The following is a 17579-nucleotide window of genomic DNA, read 5'->3' as shown; positions in this document are numbered from 1 at the left end:
GCGCCGCCCGCCCTCAGGTGCCGGCGGCGGGCGGGTCGGCCCGGGTCTGAGGCACGGGTTCCGGCGTCGGGGACTCCAGGACGCCGGGCCCGTGCGGGCCGATGCCCGCGGTGCCGACCGCCGTGAGGACCGCGAGCAGCGCGGCGAGCCCCGCCGTGCCGAGGGCCGCGGCCCAGTCGACGTCCAGCAGGTTCGTCGCGCCCGCGACCAGCACCGCCGCGAGCGCCTGCGCGAACGTCCGGATCGCACGCTCGGCGGTGGCCTTCCAGAAACCGATGCTCCACATGACCCGCTCCCCCCGTTCACCGTGTCCGCTCCCGGCATACCGCCGCCGGGCGCGGCTGCACAGACCTGCGGCGCCCACCACTTCGTTGCCTCGGGATACGATCTGAGGAGTCATGCACACGAACCCCACCCACACCAGCCTCGTCGCCGTCGGCGACTCCTTCACCGAGGGCATGTCGGATCTGCTGCCCGACGGCTCCTACCGGGGATGGGCCGACCTCCTCGCCGCCCGGATGGCCGCGCGGACCCCGGACTTCCGCTACGCGAACCTCGCCGTACGCGGCAAGCTCATCGGCCAGATCGTCGACGAGCAGATCGATGTCGCCGCGGCGATGAAGGCCGACGTGGTGACCCTGGTCGGCGGCCTCAACGACACCTTGCGCCCCAAGTGCGACATGGTCCGCGTCCGCGATCTGCTCACGCAGGCCGTGGAGACGCTGGCCCCGTCCTGCGGGCAGCTCGTCCTGATGCGCAGCCCGGGCCGCAACGGCCCGGTGATGGAGCGCTTCCGGCCGCGCATGGAGGAGCTGTTCACCTGCATCGACGAGCTGGCGGCGAAGCACGACGCCCTCGTCGTCGACCTGTACGGGGCGCCGGTCCTCGGCGACCAGCGGCTGTGGGACGTGGACCGGCTGCACCTCACGGCAGAGGGCCACCGCCGGGTCGCTGAGGCGGTCTGGCAGGGCCTCGGCCACGACGCGGAGTCCGACTGGCGCGCCGCGCTGCCGCCCGCGCTCCCGCCGAACTGGGCGTCGCGCCGGGTGGCCGACGCCCGCTTCGCCAAGCAGCACCTCGTGCCGTGGATCGGCCGCCGCCTGACGGGCAGGTCGTCGGGCGACGGCCGGGCGCCGAAGCGGGCGGAACTGGCCCCGTACGCGCAGGAGCCGCGCTCCTAGGTCCTGGCTCTGGCCCTGGCCCCGAACGACGGACCTGACCCGAACAACAGGTCTAACAGGCCCCTAACTCCGCAGGTCGAGCCGCATCAGGACGCGGGGATGACCGGCCAGCACCGAGGTGGTGTCGGCGGCGTGCGTGAACCCGGCGCGCTCGAAGTTCTCGCGGATCCCGGCGTACGCCATGGTCGCGTTCACGCGCGCCTCCCCGTTGTCGAGCGGGTACGCCTCGAGCATCGGCGCGCCGTGGGAGCGGGCGAAGTCGGCCGCCCCGGCGATCAGGGCATGCGAGACGCCCTGCTTGCGGTGGCCGGGGCGGGCCCGGATGCACCACAGGGACCACACCGGCAGGTCGTCGACGCGCGGAATGGTGCGGCTGCGGGCGAACGAGGTGTCCGAGCGGGGTGCCACGGCGGCCCAGCCGACCGGCTCGTCGCCGTCATAGGCGAGCACTCCCGGCGGCGTACCGGCGCGGCACAGTTCGCCGACGTAGTCGCCGCGGGCCGGGCCACGGAGATCGTTGTTGAGCTTGGACGGGATCCGGTAACTCAGGCACCAGCACACGGTGGCGGTGGCCGACTTCGGGCCGAGCACGGCTCGGACGTCCTCGAACACCGAGGCGGGGCGCACGTCGAAGGTCATGCGCCCAACCCTGGCACGATGCGCGGGACAAAACCTCCGGTTACACGGACAGGACGAGCTTGCCCCGCGTGTGCCCCTCGGCGCTGAGACGCCAGGCCTCGGCGGCCTCGGCGAGCGGGAGCACCCGGGCGACGGGCACCGTCAGCTTCCCGGCGTCGGCGAGGCCGGCGAGCGCCGTGAGGTCGGCCGGGTCCGGGCGGACCCACACATAGTGGCCGCCCTTCTCGGCGGCCTCCGCCTCGACGATCGACGCGAACCGGTCGGCCCTGTCGAGCAGCCGCAGCGAGGTGTCGACGGCCTCCGCGCCACCGACGAAGTCGAGCGCCGCGCCGATGCCCTCGGGCGCCAACTCCGTGACCCGGTCGGCGAGTCCGGGGCCGTAGGTCACGGGTTCCGCGCCCAGCTCCCGTACGAAATCGTGGTTGCGGGCGCTCGCCGTGCCGATCACGCGGGCGCCGAGCGCCACGGCGATCTGGACGGCGAACGAGCCGACGCCGCCCGCGGCCGCGTGCACCAGGACGGTGTCACCGGCGCGGACGCCCACGCGCTTGACGGCCTGGTACGCCGTGAGCCCGGCGAGCGGGACACCCGCGGCCTGCTCCCAGGAGAGCGCGGCGGGCTTGCGGGCCAGCATGCGCACGTGCGCGGAGACGTATTCGGCGTAGGCGCCGAGCTGGGCGGTGTCCTTGCGGATGTAGCCGAAGACCTCGTCGCCGGGTGCGAACTCCTCGACGTCGAAGCCGACGCGCTCGACCACTCCGGCCACGTCCCAGCCGGGGACGAGGGGGAAGTGCGTCTCCATGATCGGGTCGAGGCCGCCCGCGGCGAGCTTCCAGTCGACCGGGTTGACCCCGGCGGCCCTGACCCGGATCAGCACCTCACCGGGCGCGACCTTCGGGTCGGCGAGGTCGGTGAGCCGCAGCGCGTCGGGGCCGCCGTATGCGTTCAGAGTGATGGCCTTCATCCGAGCAATGGTTGCACACGGAGGTAAATGCAAGCCCCCGATACGTGCGTTTGCACTTAACCCGCGCCTGCAAGTACCGTCGTACGACGTAAGCCCCCCGCATCACCGGAAAGGCCGCACGCATCATGGCACCGTCCACCATTCCCACCGTCACCCTCAACAACGGCGTCGAGGTCCCGCAGCTCGGCTTCGGCGTCTTCCAGGTGCCGGACGACGAGACCACCGCGGCCGTGAGCGCCGCGCTCGAGGCCGGTTACCGCAGCATCGACACCGCGGCGATCTACGGGAACGAGACCGGCGTCGGCCGCGCCCTCGCCACCTCCGGCATCGCCCGCGAGGACCTGTTCATCACGACCAAGCTGTGGAACGCCGACCAGGGGTACGACGCGACCCTGGCCGCCTTCGACGCCTCGCTGGAGAAGCTGGGCCTCGACCACGTCGACCTGTACCTCATCCACTGGCCGACCCCGGAGCGCGACCTCTACCGGGAGACCTGGAAGGCCATCGAGAAGCTGGTCGCCGACGGCCGGATCCGCACGGCGGGCGTCTCCAACTTCCAGCCCGCGCACCTCCAGCGCCTCATCGACGGCTCGGAGCTCGTCCCCGCCGTCAACCAGGTCGAGCTGCACCCGGGCCTCCAGCAGAGCGAGCTGCGCGCCGTGCACGCCGATCTCGGCATCGCCACCGAGGCCTGGAGCCCGCTCGCGCAGGGCGCGGTCCTCGGCGACGAGGCGATCACGACGATCGCCGCCCGCCACGGCAAGTCCCCCGCCCAGGTCGTCCTGCGCTGGCACCTCCAGCTCGGCAACGTCGTGATCCCCAAGTCCGTGACGCCGGCCCGCATCCGCGAGAATCTCGACGTCTTCGACTTCACGCTCACCGACGACGAGATGGCCTCCGTCGCCACGCTCGACCGCGACCTGCGCACGGGCCCGCACCCGGACGAGCTCAACTGATCCAGCGGGCCCCGAGGTTCCGCGCCGTGTGCGCCCGAGGCGTCCGCGGCGCCGAAGCCGTCCACAGCACCGAAAGCACCACCTGAGATGCCTGCTGCCCCCACCGCCCTCGACCACCTCGTGAACCCCGGGGCGGTCTGCCGACCCTCGGCCTCGAACTCCCCCTCGACCACGACTGGGGCGACTCCCGGCTGCGCGCCGACCGGGCGGCGGGGCGCCCCTTCGGCGTCCCCGACCTGAGCCGGCACGCCGGACTCGCCCGACTCGCGGACGACTTGGGCTTCGCCGCGCTCTGGGTGCGGGACGTCCCGCTGTACGACCCCGAGCACTTCGGCGACGCCGGTTCCGTGTTCGAGACGTTCACCCACCTCGGTCACCTCGCGGCCGTCACCGAGCGCGCCGTGCTCGGCACCGCCGCCGTCGTCCTTCCACTGCGGCGGCCGCTGCTGGTGGCCAAGGCCGCGGCCACCGTCGACGCGCTGTCCGGCGGCCGGTTCGTACTCGGCCTCGCCAGCGGGGACCGGCCGGTCGAATACCCCTTGTCCGGCGCGGACTTCCACTCCCGCGGCGCCACGTTCCGCGAGGGCGTGGAGACCCTGCGCGCGGCGTGGGCCGCGCGGTCCGGGGACGAGGGCATGAGTCTGCCCGCGCTCGGTCTCGACGCGGGCCGCCGCCTGGAGGTACTGCCCAAGCCGACCGGACCGTCCATTCCGATCGCCGTCGCGGGGCACGCCCAGCAGTCCGCGGAGTGGATCTCCCGGAACGCCGACGCGTCTCTCAACTACCCGCGCCCGATCGGTGCGTTGCGCCTCAGGACCCAGGAGTGGCGGGAGCTGACGGGCGAGGCCCCGAAGCCGTACCTGACGCCGATGCAGCTGGACCTCCTGGAGGATCCGGCCGCCCCGGCGACCGCGATCCGGCTCGGCCTGCGCACCGGCCGCGCGGCCCTGGTGGAGCACTTGCGGGCCATGGGCGAACTCGGCGTGTCCCACGTCTCGTTCAACCTCCGCCCGAGCGACCGCCCGATCGACGAGGTCCTGAAGGAACTCGCCGACACGGTGCTGCCGGACTTCCCCTCGTTCTGAGCGACTCGTTCTGAGCGACTCGTCCTGAGCGACTCGTCCTGAGCGATTCCGGACGAACCGTCAGCGCGCGGGCACGGCCTCCGGCGCGTCCCGCTCCCCCGCCGCCCCGACCTCCGACAGCTCCCGGTCCCGCAGGTCCGGTGCGAAGGCGATGGCCACCATGGAGATCACCGTGGTCACGACGGCGAACGCGATCACCATCCACAGGCTGCCGTCGGCCCACAGCACCATCGCGCCGGCCAGCGCCGGGGTGAAGCTCGCCAGGAGGATCGACGCCATCTGGTAGCCGATGGAGATGCCCGAGTACCGGACCGCCGTGGGGAACATCTCGCAGTACAGGGCGGGCAGCGGCGCGTAGACCATGGCGTGGCCGAGAGCGAGGAACAGCACCACGCCCGCGACGATCGCCCACAGCTGCCCGGTGTGCACCAGCGCGAAGACGGGCCAGGTCGTGAGCACGATCAGGGCGCCCCCGATGAGGAAGGTCCGGACGCGTCCGATGCGGTCGGAGACGGCGCCGAACACCGGGATCATCACGATGTTCACCGCGGCGCCGATCATCGACGCCGTCAGGCCGTAGCTCTTCGGCGCGCCCAGCGTGCTGGTGACGTAGGACAGGATGAACGTCGTGAACAGGTAGTAGTTCCCGGCCTCGGCAAAGCGGCCGAAGACCGTGATCAGCAGGGCCTTGCGGTGGTCGCGGAAGACGACCGCCGCGGGTGCCTTGCGGCGCTCCAGCTCGGCGTCCATCTTGCGCTTCTCCTCGAGGAACGCGGGGCTCTCGGTCGCGCGCAGGCGGATGAAGAAGCCGACCGCGGCGAGGATCACGCTGAGCAGGAACGGCAGCCGCCAGCCCCACTCGTCGAACGCGTCACCGGAGAGCCACGAGGCCAGCGACACCGCGGCCGTGCCCAGCAGCAGACCCGCCGAGACCCCGATCTGCGGCCAGGCGCCGAAGTAGCCGCGCCGCTTCCTCGGCGCGTTCTCGACGGCGACGATGGCCGCCCCGCCCCACTCGCCACCCACGGCGAACCCCTGCGCGAGCCGCAGCACGCACAGCAACAGCGGTGCCGCGACGCCGATCTGGTCGTAGGTCGGCACGAGGCCGATCGCCGCCGTGGCCACCGTCATGATCGAGAACGTGAGGATCAGCGTGGACTTGCGGCCGATCCGGTCCCCGAGGTGTCCGGCGACGAACGCGCCGATCGGGCGAGCCAGGAACCCCACGCCGAACGAGGCGAGCGAGACGATCTGGCCGATGCCGGGCGACAGGTTCGGGAAGAAAAGGTGTCCGAACACCAGGGCCGCGGCGGTGCCGTAGATCGTGTACTCGTACCACTCGACGATCGCGCCGATGGTGCCGGACTGCAGTGATCTGCGCCGGAGTTGCTCCGGTGTCGGGGCGGCGGCGGTGGGCATGCGGATCTCCGTTGATCGGGGGGTGAGGTGAGTGGGGCGGCCGGGTGGGGTCAGGCGCGGGCCGACTCGTAGTGGTCGGTCCACGGCAGCGTGGCGCCGGCGTACTTGGCGGCGCGGACGTCGCCGGAGCGGGCGTGCCCCTCGAACAGCTCGACGCGGGCGGCGCGGCCGCACAGCTCCCCCAGCTCGGCGGAGGACTTCTCCTCGCGCACCTCCTGGTACGTGACGGTGCGCAGGTACATGCCGACCCACAGGCCGCCGGTGTAGCGGGCGGCGCCGCGGGTGGGCAGCACGTGGTTGGTGCCGATCACCTTGTCGCCGTAGGAGACGCAGGTGCCCTCGCCGAGGAACAGAGCGCCGTAGGCGTGCATCTTGTCCAGGGCCTCGCGGGGGTTCTCGGTGAGGATCTGCACGTGCTCGTACGCGAACTCGTCGGCGACGCGGTACGCCTCGTCGAGGTCGTCGGCCAGGATGATCTGTCCGTGGTCGCGCCAGGCCGGGCCCGCGATGTCGCCGGTCTGCATGCCGGGCAGGATCTCCTCGATGTGGCGCTGCACCTCTTCGGCGACGCGCTCGCTCGTGGTGATGAGGGCGGCCGGCGAGTCGGGCCCGTGCTCGGCCTGCGAGAGGAGGTCGACGGCGGCGACGAACGGGTCGGCGTGCTCGTCCGCGACGACCAGGATCTCGGTCGGCCCGGCGAACAGGTCGATGCCGACCTCGCCGAACAGTTGCCGCTTGGCCTCGGCGACGTACGCGTTGCCGGGCCCTGCAAGCATGTCGACCTTCCCGATGGTCTCGGTGCCGACGGCCATCGCGGCGACGGCCTGCACGCCGCCGAGGACGTAGATCTCGTCCGCGCCCGCGAAGTGCATGGCGGCGACGGTCGCGGCGGGGATCTCGCCGCGGATCGGCGGGGTGCAGGCGACGACGCGCGGCACACCGGCGGCCTTGGCGGTCACGATCGTCATGTGCGCGGAGGCAGTCAGCGGGTAGCGGCCGCCCGGGATGTAGGCGCCGACGGACTGGACCGGTACGTGGCGGTGGCCGAGGAAGACGCCCGGCGCGGTCTCGATCTCGATCTCGGACATCGAGTCGCGCTGCGCCTCGGCGAACCGGCGGACGTTGGCCTGGACCGTCTTGATGTCCTCGACGACCTGTGGGTCGAGCGTGCCGATGATCTCGGCGATCCGCCCCTCGTCGAGGCGGAAGAACTCCGGCTCCCAGCGGTCGAAGCGCGCGGACAGTTCACGGACGGCCTCGTCGCCGCGGCCGCGCACGTCGGCGATCAGCTCGCGGACGGCCTGCCCGACGGTGTCGTTGCCGGACGGCGCGGTGGACGGGGTGGCGGCGGCCTTGGTGGTGCGGGACACGCCCAGCTCCTCACTCGTGGTGGATACGTATCCATTGGATACGTATCCACAGAATGGAAGACGAAGGGTTGAACGGTCAAGAGGAGTTTGGGAAGGGATTCAGGAAGCGCTTTGCGCCGGGCCCGTGGTCGAGCGCCCGACGAATTCCACCGGCAGCACCTCGTGCCGGTGCGGCAGCTCGGGGTCCGCCAGGCGGCCGAGCAGCAGCTCCACGCCGACTTGCGCGATCCGCTCCAGCGGCTGGCGCACGGTCGTCAGGTCGATCCGCTCCCACGCGGACAGCGGCACGTCGTCGCAGCCCACCACGCTCAACTCGCCCGGTACGTCCACGCCTTCGGCCGCCGCGGCGTTGAGCGCGGCGTACGCCATGATGTCGTTGTGGCAGTAGAGCGCCGTGGGCCGCTCGGGGGCGGCGAGCAGCGTGCGCACCGCCGCGTACGCGGTGTCGTAGTCGTAGTCGCCGTCGATCTCGGTGAGCGTGGCACCCTCGGCGGCCCGCACCCGGTCGCGGAAGCCGCGGCCGCGCTGCTGGGCCGTGCTCGATCCGGCAAGGCCGCAGATCATCGCGATACGCCGGTGCCCGAGGCCGAGCAGATGCCCGGCGGCGAGCTCGCCCGCGGTCGGGTTGTCGGCCTCGACCTGGTCGGCGGGGAAGTCCGCGAGGGTGCGGTGGACCAGCACGACGGGGATGCCGTGCCCGACCGTGCGGTGCGCCAGCGGCTCGTCCTGCAACGCCGAGGTGAACACGACGCCGTCGACGCCCTCGCGGCGCAGCTGCGCGAGTCCCTCCTCCGCGGTCATGACGTCCGTGACCAGGGTGAGCCGCATTCCCTGCTCGTGCAGGACCCGCTCCATCGCCTTGACCATGACCGGGTAGAACGGGTTCGTCAGATCGCGGATGACCACGCCGATAAGGCCGGAGCGCGAGCCCACGAGGCTGCGGGCGGCCTGGCTGGGCTGGAAGTCGTACTTGTCGACCACTTCGAGCACGCGGCGGCGCGTCTCGGGCGCGACACTCCCGCCGTTCAGGACGCGGGAGACGGTCGACTGCGCCACTCCGGCCTCGCGGGCGATCTGCACGCTGGTGACGGTCGGCCGCCGCGCCATGGGTCCTTACCTCCGGGTCGAGTCGATCGGGGCAAGGATATCGAGGCGAGGACACGGATCGCCGGGTGCGGGAGGCGTTCCGCCTCCGACACCCGTCGTCGGCGTGTCCGTCAGGCCTGAACGGTCGTCAGGAGCGAGGCGAGACCGTCGGCGTAGATGCCGTGGAACAGCTCCTCCGCCTCGGCGTCGCTCACTCCGGCCGGGGTGAACGAGCCGGACCATTCGACGCGGGAGGCGTCGGGGTGGCCGGGGACGGCATGCACCGTGATGGTCGAGAGGTAGCCGGTGACCGGGAACGGGGCCTGCTCGATGGCGTAGCTGTAGTGGCGCCCCGCCTCGTCGAACTCGACGAGGCGCTCGACGATGACGCCGCCGTCCGCGTTGGTGAGGTGACGCACCCGGCCGCCCTCACCGAGTTCGCTCTTCGGTATGTACGGGAGCCAGTCCGGCAGCGAGCCGAAGCCGCCGATGAGCTGCCAGACGCGGTCGGGGCTGCGCGGGATGTCGAGGGATGCGGTGGTGGAAGCCATGACGGCCGCCTCCTTCACGTTCAAGTGGTGTGGTGTCAGGCGTGGTTGGGCAGCGGCGCGGCCGGGCTGACGAGGCCCTCGGCGCGCAGGTCGGTCCAGAACGCGGCGGGGATCTTCTCGGCGAGGGCGGCGGTGTCCTCGGCGATGCGACTGGGGCGGGTGGCGCCGGGGATCACGGCGGCGGAGGCCGGGTGGGCCAGGGAGAACTGCAGGGCGGCGGACTTGATGCCGATGCCGTGCTTCTCGGTCAGGGCCTTCAGCCGGGCGACGCGGTCGATGATCTCCTGCGGCGCCTCCTGGTACTCGAAGTGGGTGCCGCCGGCGAGGATGCCGGAGCTGTAGGGGCCACCCGCGACCAGGTCGACGCCCTGCTCCTGGGCCATGGGGAGCAGCCGCGTGAGGGCGTGCTCGTGGTCGAGGAGGGTGTAGCGGCCGGCGAGCAGGAAGCCGTCGGGCTGCGGCTCGTCGAGCGCGAGGGTCAGCTCGATGGGTTCGGTCTTGTTGACGCCGAGGCCCCAGGCCTTGATGACGCCCTCGTCGCGCAGCCGCGACAGGACACGGAAGGCGCCGGTGCGGGCCTCCTCGAACTTCTGGATCCAGTCGTCGCCGTGGAAGTCCTGGGCGATGTCGTGCACCCACACGATGTCGAGCCGGTCGGTGCCGAGACGCTTGAGGCTGCCCTCGATGGAGCGCTCGGTGGCCTCGGCGGTCCACTCGTGGAGGATCCTGTTCGGGTTGCCGTGCTCGAACAGGCCGCCCTTCTCGCCGAAGTCGGGGACGTCCGTCTCGTGCTCGTCGAGGATGACGCGGCCGACCTTGGTCGACAGGACGTAGGAGTCGCGGGGCTTGGTGGACAGGACCTCGCCCAGGCGCTCCTCGGCGAGCCCGGCGCCGTAGAAGGGGGCGGTGTCGAAGTAGCGGATGCCGTACTCCCAGGCCGCTTCGACGGTGGCGCGGGCCTCCTCGTCGGGGATCGCGCGGAACATGTTGCCGAGGGGAGCGGTGCCGAAGCCGAGTTTGCCGGGGAGGAGGGACTTGATGCCCATGGAGTTCGTTCCTTGCCTTGGTGCCGTACGTCTGGTGCTGTACGTCGGGTGCTGTACGTCTGGTGCTGTACGCGGCCTTGAGGAGGTTTGCTGGGGTTTCTCCTGCTCCGCGCCTCTTGCTCCTCCGAGGCTAGGATCGACGGGTAAGACTGTCCAAGACTTGCTTGGACATACTTGAGTCCCCCGAGGTCCAACATGCTTGACCTGCGACAACTTCGCTATTTCGTGGCCGTGGCCGAGGAGGAGCACGTCGGCCGGGCCGCCGAGCGGCTGCACATCTCGCAGTCGCCGCTGAGTCGGCAGATCGCGCAGCTGGAGAAGAACCTGGGCCTGACCCTGTTCGAGCGCAGCCAGCAGCGCATCCGGCTCACCTCCGACGGCCGCGTCTTCCTCACCGAGGCGACGGCCCTGCTGCGGCACGCCGCCCGCCTGGAGAACCTGGGCCGCCGCCTCGGGCGCGGCGAGGAGGGCGGCCTGTGCGTCGGCTACGTCGGCGACGCCATGCACACCGGGCTGCTGCCCAAGGCGCTGCGCTCGCTGAACGAGGAGCGCCCCGGCATCCACGTCGCCCTGTACGACATGACGGCGCACGAGCAGTTCGAGGGCCTGCGCCAACGCAGCCTCGACATCGCGCTGGTCCCGGAGGCGCCACCCGAGGACGATCCGGACCTGCGCAGCACGCTCCTCCTGGAGGACCCGCTGCTGCTCGCCGTCCCCGGCACCCATCCGCTGGCGGACGCCGCCGAGGTGCGGCCCGAGGACCTCGACGGCCAGCCGTGGATCGCCGTCGAGGACGGGCAGGACCACGTCTGGCGGGACGACTTCGTCGCGGCCTGCGCCGCCGCCGGGTTCACCCCGGACATCCGCTTCGAGGCCCCCGAACCGCTCACCGCTGTGGGCCTGGTGGCGTCCGGGCTCGGCATGGCGTTCGTCCAGCGGAGCATGCTGCCGGGCCGCACCGCCGGGATCACCGTGCGCGAACTCCCCTGGTTCCAGCGGTCCGTCCGGCTCTGGGCGACCTGGCACCAGATCGACCTGCGGCCGGTGGTCGCGTCGTTCCGTACGACGGTGCTGGCCACCGGGACCGAGGAACCCGACGACGACTGGTCGGTCGTCAACTGAACATCGCCATCAGGGCCTTGACGCTTCAGCGCAGCGGGTCGTACGCCGCCAGGTCGAGCCCCGGCTGCGCCCCACGTGCCAGGCGGGCCGCGACCGAGCCCGCGTACGGGCCCATCGTGAGGCCGGAGGCGCCGAGGCCGTTGACGACGACCAGGCCCGGCACCTTCGGGACCGCGCCGAGCAGGGGGCGGATGTCGGGCCCCACCGGGCGGAAGCCGATGCGGGTCTCGACGTGGGTGGCGTCGGCGAGGCCGGGGGCGACCGCCAGCGCCTCGTCGAGCACCTCCTTCAGTCCGGCGGCGGTGACCCGGTGGTCGAAGCCCGAGCCGTCCTCGCGGGTGGCTCCGACCACGACCCGCGAGTCGTCGAAGGCCAGCAGATAGTGCCGGGACAGCGGCAGGACGACCGGCCAGTTCGTGGTGTCCGTGCCCGGCATGCGCAGGTGCATGATCTGGCCGCGCTGCGGCTCGACCCGTACGTGCACGCCGAGCGGTTCGAGCAGTTCGGGCGCCCAGGCTCCGGCCGCCACGATCACGGAGTCCGCTCCGATGACCTCGCCCGCGACCCGTACGCCGCGCACCGCGCCACCGTCCCCGTCGGCGACGAGCTCGGCCGTGCCCTCGACGATCCGGGCGCCGTGGCGCTCCGCCGCCCGGCACAGCGCGTCGCGCACCAGTCGGCCGTCGAGCCGGGCTGCGCCCGGGATGTGCACGGCGGGCCCCTCGTGCCCGAGCGGCGGGAAGAGCTCGCGGGCCCGGCGCGCGTCGACCAGCTCCACGTCACCCGCGAGCGGGGACGCCGCCGCCCGCTCGGACACGCGCCGCAGCACGTCCTCGGCGTCCTCGTCGGTGGTGAGCCGCAGCGAGCCGACCCTGCGGTAGCCGAGGTCGGTCTCCCCGTCGGCGGCGAGGGCCGCGCGCAGGCCCTCGTAGTACTCGGCGCCCGCGACCGCGAAGCGGTACCAGTCCGGGTCGTCGACCTGGGACGACCACGGACAGATGATGCCCGCTCCGGCGGACGTGGCGCGGCCCCGGATCCGCGAGTCCACCAGGGTCACATCGACCCCGCCGCGGGCCAGTTCGTACCCGGCGGCCGCACCGGCGATACCACTGCCGACGATCACTGTGCGCATGCCCTGCTCCTTCTCGTTCGCTTTCCTTGTACGCGCGCTCACCGCACGCCTCCCATCCGGCGCCGCACCCACGGCGTCATCAGGTGCATGACAACACCGGTGGCCATGACGAAGAACCCGACCCCGGCGAAGTACCGCACCTCCGTCGCGGGGCTGTAGAGCCGCACCAGCTGCGCGTTGATGCCGCCGGCCGCCGCGGAGGCCAGGAACCACAGGCTCATCATCTGCGCCAGGAAGGCACGCGGCGCGAGCTTGGCGGTGGCCGAGAGCCCCACGGGCGACAGGCACATCGATCCGCAGATCACGACGACGTAGCTCAGCACGAGCCACCACGGACTGGCGGACTCGTCCGTGCCGTTCAGCAGTCCGGGCCCGGCCATCAGCACGAACGAGGCGCCCCCGAGCAGCAGTCCGGTGCCGAACTTGCGCGGCGTGGACGGCTGCCGCTCGCCCCACTTGATCCACAGCCAGGCGAAGAGCGGGGCCAGGACGAGCGTGGCGATCGGGTTCAGGGACTGGAACCACGACGACGGGATCGCGAAGCCGAGGATCTCCAAGTCGGTTCGCTGGTCGGCGAATTGGGCGAGTACCGAACCACTCTGCTCGTTCACCACCCAGTAGCACACGGCGCCGATGAACAGCGGGACGTAGGCGACCAGCCGGGACCGTTCCACGGCGTCGGTGTGCGGGCTGCGCAGCATCATGACGAAGTAGCCCGCGGGCAGCAGCACCGCGAGCACCGACACCGCGTTGATCAGCGCGTCGACGGTCAGCGCCCCGGCCGTGGCGAGCACTGCGACGACGACGACCGCCGCGACACCCGCGGCCGTGCGCAGCGCCAACTGCCGCCGCTCGTCGGCCCGCAGCGGGTTCGTCGGTGCCTCGCCCGCTCCGCCGAGGCGCGCCCGTCCGCGGACGTAGCCCAAGAGTCCCGCGGCCATCCCGACCGCGGCGAGGGCGAACCCGAGGTGGTAGTCGACCTGCTGACCGAGGGTGCCGACCAGGTACGGGGCGATGAAGGCGCCCAGATTGATGCCCATGTAGAAGAGGGAGAACCCGGCGTCGCGCCGGATGTCCGTCGGGGCGTACAACTCCCCCACCAGACTGGACACATTGGGCTTCAGGAGGCCGGTGCCGAGCACGATGAGGAGCATCGACACCAGCAGCGCGGGCAGCCCGCCGGGGATCGCGAGCGCCAGGTGGCCGCACATGATGGCCACGCCGCCGAAGAGGACCGCGCGCCGCATGCCGAGCAGCCGGTCGGCGAGCCAGCCGCCGAGGACGCCGGACATGAAGACCAGGGCGCCGTACACGGACACCAGGGCCGCGGCCGTCGACTTGTCGAGTCCGAGCCCGCCGGCGGAGGTCCGGTCGTACAGGTAGTAGAGGAGGATCGCGGACATCCCGTAGTACGAGAACCGCTCCCACATCTCCAGGGAGAACAGGGTGGCCAGGCTGCGCGGGTGGCCGAAGAAGGCGCGGTCGCCGGGCGGGGGCTTCGCCCCGTCGCGCAGGTCGTTCGTCTCGCTCGTCTCGCTTGTTTCGCTCATGACCGCCTCTCGATCAGTGGCGCACACGGCAGGACGTGGAGCGTGGTCAGCAGATCGTGCCGTCGGGTCGCCGCAGCAACGGGCGGTCGACCGTCCAGAGCACCTCCGCGACCTCGGTGCCGCGATTGTGAATGGCGTGCGGTACGCGGGACTTGAAATGGACGGCGTCGCCCGGACCGAGCACCGCGGTCTCGTCCGGCAGCAGGAACACCAGCTCGCCGCGGAGCACGTAGCAGAACTCCTCCCCGTCGTGCTGGGTGAACGGCGAGGGCTCGGCGGTCGGGTGCACCGTCGTGGCGAGCGTCTCGATGCACTGGTCCGGCAGCTCGGCCGTCAGCACGCGGTGCTCGCGCTCCCCCAGCGCCATCCGTGCGGCGTGCGGGTCGTCGTGCCGGGTGATCGCGTACTCGTGCCGACTGCGCCGCCCCGCCGCGCCGAGCAGTTCGACAGCGTCCACGTCCAGCGCGTTGGCCAGGGCGAAGAGCGAGGTGAGCGACAGCGCGTTGATGCCGCGCTCGGCCAGCGAGAGAAAGCCCGCCGAGAGCCCGCAGCGTTCGGCGAGCACCCGCAGCGTCAGTCCGCGCTCGGTGCGCAGCCGCTTGATCTCGGCCCCCACCACCCGGCTCGGACCGTCGGCCACGCCCTGCTTCCCCGACTGTTCCTCGTCGACCACGATCCGCGCCCCGTCCCGGTCCGTCCCTGGTTCCTTCTTGGTTCCGCCCGACTGCGGAATTAAGTCACGCCAAACAGGAGCCGTCAATACTAAACAGCAGGAGAGACTGGGCCCGCCCTCCGCGACAGAGCCGGTGACCTGTGCGTTCCTACATTCGGACGACGGTTCGGAGCCTGTAGGGACGCCCGGTAAACTCCGTACACGTGACTGCGCCTGCAAAGCCCCGTATCCCGAATGTCCTCGCCGGACGCTATGCCTCCGTCGAGCTCGCCACCCTCTGGTCCCCCGAGGAGAAGGTGAAGCTGGAGCGACAGCTCTGGCTCGCCGTGCTGAAGGCCCAGAAGGACCTCGGGATCGACGTCCCGGACGCCGCGATCGCCGACTACGAGCGCGTGCTCGACCAGGTCGACCTGGCCTCCATCGCCGAGCGCGAGAAGGTCACGCGGCACGACGTGAAGGCCCGCATCGAGGAGTTCAACGCGCTCGCGGGCCACGAGCAGGTCCACAAGGGCATGACCTCCCGCGACCTGACGGAGAACGTCGAGCAGCTCCAGGTCCGGCTCTCCCTTGAGCTGGTCCGCGACCGCGCCGTCGCCGTCCTCGCGCGCCTGGGCAAGCTGTCCGGTGAGTACGCCGAGCTGGTCATGGCGGGCCGCTCGCACAACGTCGCCGCGCAGGCCACCACCCTCGGCAAGCGCTTCGCGACCGCCACCGACGAGCTGCTCGTCGCGTTCGGCCGGGTCGAGGAGCTGGTGAACCGGTACCCGCTGCGCGGCATCAAGGGCCCCGTCGGCACCGCCCAGGACATGCTCGACCTGCTCGGCGGCGACGCCGACAAGCTGGCCGACCTGGAGCAGCGGATCGCCCAGCACCTCGGCTTCTCGCAGGCCTTCACCTCGGTCGGCCAGGTCTACCCGCGCTCGCTCGACTACGAGGTCGTGACCGCGCTGGTGCAGCTCGCCGCGGCCCCCTCCTCGCTCGCCAAGACGGTCCGCCTGATGGCCGGTCACGAGCTGGTCACCGAGGGCTTCAAGCCCGGCCAGGTCGGCTCCTCCGCGATGCCGCACAAGATGAACACCCGCTCCTGCGAGCGCGTCAACGGCCTCATGGTCATCCTGCGCGGCTACGCGTCGATGACCGGCGAGCTGTCGGGCGACCAGTGGAACGAGGGCGACGTCTCGTGCTCGGTCGTGCGCCGTGTCGCGCTGCCGGACGCGTTCTTCGCGCTCGACGGTCTGCTTGAGACGTTCCTGACGGTGCTCGACGAGTTCGGCGCCTTCCCGGCCGTCGTCGCCCGTGAGCTGGACCGCTACCTGCCGTTCCTCGCCACCACGAAGGTGCTCATGGCGTCGGTGCGCGCGGGCGTCGGCCGCGAGGAGGCCCACGAGGCCATCAAGGAGAACGCGGTGGCCTCGGCCCTCGCGATGCGCGAGCAGGGCGTCGAGCGCAACGAGCTGCTCGACAAGCTGGCCGCCGACTCCCGTATCCCGCTGGACCGCGCGCAGCTCGACGAGCTGATGGCGGACAAGCTGTCGTTCACGGGCGCCGCCGCCGGTCAGGTCGCGCAGCTCGTGGCCCGCGTCGAGGAGATCGCGAAGCAACACCCGGAGGCCGCCGGTTACACGCCCGGGGCGATCCTCTGACGCGCCTTACGCAAGCGGACCTCGAGGCCGCTCGCGACCGTCTGCTTCCGGACGTCGTCGCGAGCGGCCTCGACGTTCTCTTCTGCGGGATCAACCCCGGCCTCCTGTCGGCCGCGACCGGCCACCACTTCGCCCGCCCCGGCAACCGCTTCTGGCCGGTCCTCCATCTGTCCGGCTTCACGCCCCGGCAGCTGAAGCCGTCCGAGCAGCAGGAGCTCCTGTCGTACGGGCTCGGGATCACGAACGTCGTCGCGCGGGCCACGGCGCGGGCGGACGAGCTGAGTGCCGAGGAGTACCGGGAGGGCGGCCGTGCGCTGGAGGAGAAGGTCGGCGAACTGCGGCCGCGGTGGCTCGCCGTGGTGGGCGTGACCGCGTATCGCTCGGCCTTCGGCGAGCCGAAGGCGAAGATCGGCCCGCAGGAGCGGACGATCGGCGGCTCCCGGGTGTGGGTGCTGCCCAACCCCAGCGGGCTGAACGCGCACTGGTCGGCGGCGACGATGGCCGAGGAGTACGCGCGCCTGCGCACGGCGGCGGCCGAGGAGTAGCCGGTCGTCCCAGGCGTCCGGGGGTGAGAGCTTGGCCAGGTCGGCGCCAACACGGCCGGACAGCACACCGGGGCCTGCCCACGCTCCGCTGCGTGACGACCCTGATCATCGCCGTGCAGCGGCGGCTTCTCGTCCTGATGGCGCTCTGCTACCTGCTGGCCGGGATACTCCCCGGCCCCGGCGAGCGGCTGCGCGCGTCCGCGCCGCACGTGCCGATGGTGCTGCTGTTCAACGCGGGACCCGGCGGAGCCCTAGTGGTCGGGCTGATGCTGGTGCAGGCGATGCCGATCGCCGGAGGCGCCGCGTCCTGGGGGCAGACCGCGGGCGGCAACGTCCCGCTGGTCGTCGCGATGGTCATGGGCTCCACGCTGCATGAACAACAGCAGCGCGGCCGCCGTGCTCGCCACCGGCTGGTTCTCCCACCGCCCAGAGGTGCTGCTGCCGATCCTCTCCTACAGCCTGGTGCAGAAGCTCGTGGCCGGGGCGGCGGGCCGGGCACCGCGGCCCCGAGTGCACGGGGCCGCCGCCTAGGGCTTGTCGTTTGGATCAGGCCGGATCAGGGAGCGGGGCCTGGTGCGTGCGATCGCAAGGCGGAGGAGGGAGGCGACGCGGAGCGT

Annotated in this window: 17 protein-coding genes and 1 pseudogene; 7 read left to right on the top strand and 11 right to left on the bottom strand. The window is 71.8% G+C overall.

The window, feature by feature from the left end; genetic code table 11:
• Positions 1-13: 13 nt before the first annotated feature.
• On the bottom strand, positions 14-286 hold the full coding sequence (locus ACIA8D_RS26115; protein WP_399235856.1) for a holin: 273 nt from the start codon (positions 284-286) through the stop codon (positions 14-16).
• Positions 287-398: 112 nt separating this feature from the next.
• On the opposite strand from ACIA8D_RS26115, the gene ACIA8D_RS26110 reads away from it, so the two are divergent.
• On the top strand, positions 399-1181 hold the full coding sequence (locus ACIA8D_RS26110) for an SGNH/GDSL hydrolase family protein (RefSeq protein WP_399235854.1): 783 nt from the start codon (positions 399-401) through the stop codon (positions 1179-1181).
• Positions 1182-1244: 63 nt separating this feature from the next.
• On the opposite strand, the gene ACIA8D_RS26105 is transcribed toward ACIA8D_RS26110, so the two are convergent.
• Together ACIA8D_RS26105 and ACIA8D_RS26100 are read right to left on the bottom strand one after the other, a co-directional pair.
• The gene (locus ACIA8D_RS26105; RefSeq protein WP_399235852.1) at positions 1245-1820 is read right to left on the bottom strand and encodes a GNAT family N-acetyltransferase; all 576 of its coding nucleotides are present in this window, start codon (positions 1818-1820) and stop codon (positions 1245-1247) included.
• 40 nt (positions 1821-1860) lie between these two features.
• Positions 1861-2784, bottom strand: a complete 924-nt coding sequence (locus ACIA8D_RS26100; protein ID WP_399235850.1) for an NADP-dependent oxidoreductase — start codon at positions 2782-2784, stop codon at positions 1861-1863.
• A gap of 125 nt (positions 2785-2909) precedes the next feature.
• Between ACIA8D_RS26100 and ACIA8D_RS26095 the strand changes: the two genes are divergently transcribed.
• On the top strand, positions 2910-3740 hold the full coding sequence (locus tag ACIA8D_RS26095) for an aldo/keto reductase (protein ID WP_399235848.1): 831 nt from the start codon (positions 2910-2912) through the stop codon (positions 3738-3740).
• A gap of 137 nt (positions 3741-3877) precedes the next feature.
• Complete coding sequence (locus tag ACIA8D_RS26090) at positions 3878-4825, top strand: TIGR03571 family LLM class oxidoreductase (protein ID WP_399236099.1); 948 nt, start codon at positions 3878-3880, stop codon at positions 4823-4825.
• A gap of 60 nt (positions 4826-4885) precedes the next feature.
• On the opposite strand, the gene ACIA8D_RS26085 is transcribed toward ACIA8D_RS26090, so the two are convergent.
• The 5 genes from ACIA8D_RS26085 to ACIA8D_RS26065 all read right to left on the bottom strand — a co-directional run bounded on the left by ACIA8D_RS26085 (position 4886) and on the right by ACIA8D_RS26065 (position 10297).
• Positions 4886-6244 carry an MFS transporter gene (locus ACIA8D_RS26085; RefSeq protein ID WP_399235846.1) on the bottom strand — a complete coding sequence of 453 codons (1359 nt, stop codon included), beginning with the start codon at positions 6242-6244 and terminating at the stop codon, positions 4886-4888.
• Between the two features lie 50 nt (positions 6245-6294).
• The gene (gene hisD, locus ACIA8D_RS26080) at positions 6295-7614 is read right to left on the bottom strand and encodes a histidinol dehydrogenase (protein ID WP_399235844.1); all 1320 of its coding nucleotides are present in this window, start codon (positions 7612-7614) and stop codon (positions 6295-6297) included.
• Between the two features lie 99 nt (positions 7615-7713).
• The gene (locus ACIA8D_RS26075; protein ID WP_399235842.1) at positions 7714-8721 is read right to left on the bottom strand and encodes a LacI family DNA-binding transcriptional regulator; all 1008 of its coding nucleotides are present in this window, start codon (positions 8719-8721) and stop codon (positions 7714-7716) included.
• Between the two features lie 110 nt (positions 8722-8831).
• Entirely contained in the window at positions 8832-9251 is a 420-nt protein-coding gene (locus tag ACIA8D_RS26070) for an SRPBCC family protein (RefSeq protein WP_399235840.1), read from the bottom strand.
• Positions 9252-9286: 35 nt separating this feature from the next.
• On the bottom strand, positions 9287-10297 hold the full coding sequence (locus tag ACIA8D_RS26065; RefSeq protein ID WP_399235838.1) for an aldo/keto reductase: 1011 nt from the start codon (positions 10295-10297) through the stop codon (positions 9287-9289).
• A 195-nt stretch (positions 10298-10492) separates the two neighbouring features.
• On the opposite strand from ACIA8D_RS26065, the gene ACIA8D_RS26060 reads away from it, so the two are divergent.
• Positions 10493-11419: a LysR substrate-binding domain-containing protein gene (locus tag ACIA8D_RS26060; RefSeq protein ID WP_399235836.1), complete on the top strand. Its 927-nt coding sequence runs from the start codon at positions 10493-10495 to the stop codon at positions 11417-11419.
• Between the two features lie 25 nt (positions 11420-11444).
• On the opposite strand, the gene ACIA8D_RS26055 is transcribed toward ACIA8D_RS26060, so the two are convergent.
• From ACIA8D_RS26055 to ACIA8D_RS26045, 3 genes are read right to left on the bottom strand one after another with little or no spacing between them, the layout of a single operon-like run.
• On the bottom strand, positions 11445-12551 hold the full coding sequence (locus ACIA8D_RS26055; RefSeq protein ID WP_399235835.1) for an NAD(P)/FAD-dependent oxidoreductase: 1107 nt from the start codon (positions 12549-12551) through the stop codon (positions 11445-11447).
• A gap of 38 nt (positions 12552-12589) precedes the next feature.
• Positions 12590-14101 carry a peptide MFS transporter gene (locus ACIA8D_RS26050; RefSeq protein ID WP_399235833.1) on the bottom strand — a complete coding sequence of 504 codons (1512 nt, stop codon included), beginning with the start codon at positions 14099-14101 and terminating at the stop codon, positions 12590-12592.
• A 46-nt stretch (positions 14102-14147) separates the two neighbouring features.
• Positions 14148-14774: a helix-turn-helix domain-containing protein gene (locus ACIA8D_RS26045; RefSeq protein WP_399235831.1), complete on the bottom strand. Its 627-nt coding sequence runs from the start codon at positions 14772-14774 to the stop codon at positions 14148-14150.
• Positions 14775-14977: 203 nt separating this feature from the next.
• Here ACIA8D_RS26045 and purB point away from each other — a divergent pair, with 203 nt between their 5' ends.
• The 3 genes and pseudogenes from purB to ACIA8D_RS26030 form a co-directional block, all read left to right on the top strand.
• Positions 14978-16417 (top strand): adenylosuccinate lyase, encoded by a 1440-nt coding sequence (purB, locus tag ACIA8D_RS26040; protein WP_399235830.1) that lies wholly within the window; start codon positions 14978-14980, stop codon positions 16415-16417.
• On the top strand, positions 16414-16962 hold the full coding sequence (gene mug / locus ACIA8D_RS26035) for a G/U mismatch-specific DNA glycosylase (RefSeq protein WP_399236097.1): 549 nt from the start codon (positions 16414-16416) through the stop codon (positions 16960-16962). Before purB ends, mug begins: the two co-directional genes overlap by 4 nt.
• A 92-nt stretch (positions 16963-17054) precedes the next feature.
• Positions 17055-17579, top strand: a pseudogene (locus ACIA8D_RS26030) (hypothetical protein); the annotation flags it as partial.

This window comes from Streptomyces sp. NPDC051684 (genome assembly GCF_044453445.1).
In the GTDB taxonomy this organism is placed as follows: Bacteria; Actinomycetota; Actinomycetes; order Streptomycetales; family Streptomycetaceae; genus Streptomyces.
The sequence above is the reverse complement of the archived record's forward strand: the minus strand, read 5'-3'. Positions and strand labels throughout refer to the sequence as shown.

Coding starts and splice junctions, on each gene's coding strand:
- ACIA8D_RS26115 (WP_399235856.1), bottom strand. CDS start 286: ATGTGGAGCATCGGTTTCTGGAAGGCCACCGCCGAGCGTGCGATCCGG.
- ACIA8D_RS26110 (WP_399235854.1), top strand. CDS start 399: ATGCACACGAACCCCACCCACACCAGCCTCGTCGCCGTCGGCGACTCC.
- ACIA8D_RS26105 (WP_399235852.1), bottom strand. CDS start 1,820: ATGACCTTCGACGTGCGCCCCGCCTCGGTGTTCGAGGACGTCCGAGCC.
- ACIA8D_RS26100 (WP_399235850.1), bottom strand. CDS start 2,784: ATGAAGGCCATCACTCTGAACGCATACGGCGGCCCCGACGCGCTGCGG.
- ACIA8D_RS26095 (WP_399235848.1), top strand. CDS start 2,910: ATGGCACCGTCCACCATTCCCACCGTCACCCTCAACAACGGCGTCGAG.
- ACIA8D_RS26085 (WP_399235846.1), bottom strand. CDS start 6,244: ATGCCCACCGCCGCCGCCCCGACACCGGAGCAACTCCGGCGCAGATCA.
- ACIA8D_RS26075 (WP_399235842.1), bottom strand. CDS start 8,721: ATGGCGCGGCGGCCGACCGTCACCAGCGTGCAGATCGCCCGCGAGGCC.
- ACIA8D_RS26070 (WP_399235840.1), bottom strand. CDS start 9,251: ATGGCTTCCACCACCGCATCCCTCGACATCCCGCGCAGCCCCGACCGC.
- ACIA8D_RS26065 (WP_399235838.1), bottom strand. CDS start 10,297: ATGGGCATCAAGTCCCTCCTCCCCGGCAAACTCGGCTTCGGCACCGCT.
- ACIA8D_RS26060 (WP_399235836.1), top strand. CDS start 10,493: ATGCTTGACCTGCGACAACTTCGCTATTTCGTGGCCGTGGCCGAGGAG.
- ACIA8D_RS26055 (WP_399235835.1), bottom strand. CDS start 12,551: ATGCGCACAGTGATCGTCGGCAGTGGTATCGCCGGTGCGGCCGCCGGG.
- ACIA8D_RS26050 (WP_399235833.1), bottom strand. CDS start 14,101: ATGAGCGAAACAAGCGAGACGAGCGAGACGAACGACCTGCGCGACGGG.